General features: G+C 39.7%; 1 protein-coding gene and 3 pseudogenes. 1 reads left to right on the top strand and 3 read right to left on the bottom strand.

The genetic code is table 11. The features are described 5' to 3' along the window. Positions 1 to 364: pseudogene (locus O9295_RS17000) on the bottom strand (IS4 family transposase); the annotation flags it as partial. A gap of 130 nt (positions 365 to 494) precedes the next feature. Continuing rightward, a pseudogene (locus O9295_RS16995) lies at positions 495 to 1,109 on the bottom strand (RNA-guided endonuclease InsQ/TnpB family protein); the annotation flags it as partial. Positions 1,110 to 1,507: 398 nt separating this feature from the next. Between O9295_RS16995 and O9295_RS16985 the strand changes: the two are divergent. Beyond that, a pseudogene (locus O9295_RS16985) lies at positions 1,508 to 2,020 on the top strand (transposase family protein); the annotation flags it as partial. A 152-nt stretch (positions 2,021 to 2,172) separates the two neighbouring features. On the opposite strand, the gene O9295_RS16980 reads toward O9295_RS16985, so the two are convergent. Beyond that, positions 2,173 to 3,630: a DASH family cryptochrome gene (locus tag O9295_RS16980; RefSeq protein ID WP_288034038.1), complete on the bottom strand. Its 1,458-nt coding sequence runs from the start codon at positions 3,628 to 3,630 to the stop codon at positions 2,173 to 2,175. Positions 3,631 to 3,908 lie beyond the last annotated feature (278 nt).

Here is a 3,908-nt window from a genome sequence, read left to right as displayed (position 1 = left end):
TTCCTTTTTTATCCAATATCTCCCAATAGATTGGGATGGCTCTCTTGTCATAAATTAGACTCACCATCAAGATATTAATTGCTCCCCAACTCGTTCGGTCTATGGCAATATATACTAATCCTTTTATTGTGAATCTCTCCTGCTGTTTTAACATCTCTTTTAAGCAGAGAAACCAGATTTTTTCAATATTCAGAATTTCCAGCTTTAAAAATCTTTTTAGTTTTTTTCTCCGACTCTCAAACAGGATCGGTATTGGCAGTGCTTCTGCTAATATCTCTAACTTAGCTTGCTTTAGTATTTGCCAGGTTCCAACTATCATTAACAACAGTAGATATCTGGCTCGTCCCAGTTCATTTTCTAACACTTTCTGGTATAGTTCACTTATCATTTTCGTTATTTAGGTCATATATGGTAAATATGACTTATCTTTTTTTGGAGTCTGTGTCTGTATTTTATGCTACATAAGCTTTTCAGCTTGCTTGTCCCCCTGTCAGTACAGTATTACCTTGGGCATCGGTATAAAATTCCTTTAACCCTAAGTCAATTCCTGTTATTTGTCCCGTTGGTTTATGGTATTCTTGCCGTTCTACAGCCACGAGAAACTGACAATAATAACCGTCAGCACGTCTAACAACTCTTACCCGTTTAATCTGTTGTTCTGAATAATAAACTAATGTCTTTTGACTACACCATAAATCAAATTCTCCTGCTTTAAAGCCATCGCTGAACTTGATTTTACGTCTATCATCAGATAGTTGGTAGCCTGTTAGTTTATACTCAACGGAACGGCTATGTTTTTTGAACCGAGGAAAACCCTTTTTCCCAAGTATCTTAGCATGACAATTCTGGTAAAACCTATTAATTGATTGCCAGGCTCTATCAGCAGCCGATTGACGAGCTTGAGAGTTTAATTTATTAACATAAGGTGTCTCTTTATTGTTAGCTAGTACAGCACAAAGCTTTTGAAGATCATTACGGGTTGTCCCCTTATTGTCCATCCAATAACGAACACAAGAGTTACGCACAAACTGAGAAGTTCTGATAGCTTCATCAAGCTGGTGATATTGCTCTGGTGTTCCGTTTTTTAACTTGGCTTCTACGACTAGCATTGATTAATCCTCGACCATTGGATAGTTTAATTATCACACAGTTTACCCACAGATGGCGGAATTAAACCGATGATCTGCGGTTGATATTCTGGTCGGATTTCATCCCCCGCAAAGGTGAGTATCTTGTCGAAAAATTTAGCGGGGGCATTCATCCGACATTTTAGGTAAAGTGGGACATCATCTCCATCTTTGCCTGGGATTGTCAGTGTTTTTCCGATCAAAGGATGTCTCCAACGTTCATGGCTACCCTTGCCGCGTTTGGTAAGTAAACAAATCCCTCACGGGCAATTTGAGCTTTCAACTCTCGGATTTTTCTAGGCATGGAAGCATCTTATCATTCCACTCTATTCTCTCACTTCTCTCTTCTTCAAGCTATGTTTATGAGTAAACTCCTTTACTTGTCTTTCCGGTTAAGGATTCGAGCTACTGACAAGATTCAGCGGCAGGGAAAAGCCAAGGCTTGCCAAAGTCGTCTTCGCCCACTTGGCGCTCGGAGAATCTCAACAACTCAAAGGTGATTGTCGGGTTTGGGGTTATCGCGTCTCCGTTGAGGCCTTGCGTTTGGACGACGGAGACCTCTTGGTCGTGATTGCTCCCCCACATACGGTCGGAATTATCAGCGATTACGCTCTGCGCTGGGGTCTTGAAACCCTTTTTGGCATTTTCAAGACTCGTGGTTTTTGCTTGCAATCGACCCACTTTACTGACCCCGATCGCCTGCGTAAACTTTTTGCTCTGTTGACTTGAGCTTTGGTCTGGTCTTTCAAGACTGGCCTATGGCTTCATCAGCTTCATCCAATTCCGCTCAAGAAACATGGTCGTCGTGCTAAGAGTCTTTTTCGCTTAGGTTTTGACCATCTTCGTCTTATCGGAATTTTCTTCATTCTCTACAATTTTTGTCCTGTACTTAGGACTGAAATGTATATCTATCGTTGTTCATTCAATTTGACTGAAAAAATACGGGGCAATAAAAATCATTTTTATTTGGGTAAGTTTCTTGTCTAGAAATAATTTTATTCTTGAGACAATATTATGTAGAATTCCACTGATTACTGATTACTGATTACTGATTACTGAAATGCTGAAGATAAATTTTTTCGTTGTGTTTGATGGATTGAAAAAAATCGACAATGGGACGAGGATAATTAACCCCTAAAATCACACCATAACGCTTTTGTTCCTCTGGAGATAATTTATAAGGTTCGTGAATTTTATCGCCTTTTATTAGGGCTAATTCGGGCAACCAGTGACGTAAATAATCACCTTTGGGATCATAATCTCTCGACTGTTTAGGGATATTAAAATAACGAAATCCTCGCGCGTCATTGCCGACACCAGCAGTGTAATTCCAATTACCCCAATTACTACAGACATCGTAATCAATTAATAACGACTCGAACCATTCTGCTCCCATACACCAATCAATACCGAGATTTTTGGTCAGAAAACTAGCGACATTTTGCCGGCCACGATTCGACATAAATCCTGTAGCGGCTAATTCTCTCATATTAGCATCTACAAGGGGATAACCGGTTTTTCCCTCACACCAGAGATTAAATCTTTCCCAATCTTCTAACCAAGGTAAATAAAGTTCTTGCAAACCAGATTTATAGAAGATTTTATTCCCGTGTTTACTGCAAATAAATCGAAAAAAATCTCGCCATAATAATTCAAAAATCAGCCAATAGGTAGAGTCATTTTTTACTCTCGTTTGCTCATATTTTTGTACTTCCTCATAGATATAACGGGGGGAAAGACAGCCAAAACCTAACCAAGCTGAGAATTTTGAGGAATAATTAGTCCCTAACATTTCATTGCGGGTTTCCTTATAGGTTTTTAAGGAATCACTATCCCAAATATATTCTTTAACCCGTGATTTTCCTGCTATTTCACCCCCTTGAAATGACAAAACACCTCGCCAGTCTAGAATTGGTTCTGTTAAGCCTAAATCGTTTAAACTGGGAAGGTTTCCCAACTCCATTTTAGGCAATTTTGTCAAATTTTTAGGCGTGGGATAAGTTGTTCTTATTTCCCAATGACGTTCTACTTGTTTACGAAAATTAGTAAATAATTCTGGCAGTTGATTAAGGGTAAAAGGTAGATCATCGGGATGGTATAAAGTGGCTGTCCAAAAAGTTTTTATCTGCACAGGAAACCCGGATAAAGCCTTATTTACCGCTTTTTCTACCGCTAATTCCTCTGCTGTTACCTCTTGATGATAATAAACCTTGGCTATCTGCAATTCTTGAACTAATTGCGGGATAAGTTCTTCTGGTTTTCCCCGTCGGATAATTAAATTACCGCCTAAACTTTCCAGAGATTGTCGCAAATCTGCTACGCTTTCTAATAAAAATTTAGCCCGGAACTTGCCAGTTTTTGGAAACCCGTAGGAAGTAACCCCAAATTGACGCTCATCAAAACAATAGAAGGGAATTATCTCTAATTGTTCTTGAATGGCTCGATAAATTGCCTCGTGATCGTGAACCCGCAGATCATTGCGATACCAGATTAAAACCCGCATTTAACATCAATTAAAAGTTGATAACTGATCAATAAGTAGTTAGCTGTTAAAAACCATCAGACACCCCCCTTAATAAGGGGGGCAGGGGGGATCGGCACCTCCCTTATTAAGGGGGGCAGGGGGGATCTATCTTCAATTTAATTAGGGTTTGCTGAAAAAGTTTTTCCTAGGGGCAGGGTGTAGGGTGTGGGGTGTGGGGTGTGGGGTTTTACCGATTTTGAGGGGGTCAATTACCTAATTTTCAGGGAAAAAGTCCCTGAATTTACCCCTGATCACTC

Source organism: Microcystis sp. LE18-22.4A (assembly GCF_027531105.1).
GTDB lineage: Bacteria > Cyanobacteriota > Cyanobacteriia > Cyanobacteriales > Microcystaceae > Microcystis > Microcystis aeruginosa.
This window is presented reverse-complemented; position numbering and strand designations above follow the sequence as displayed.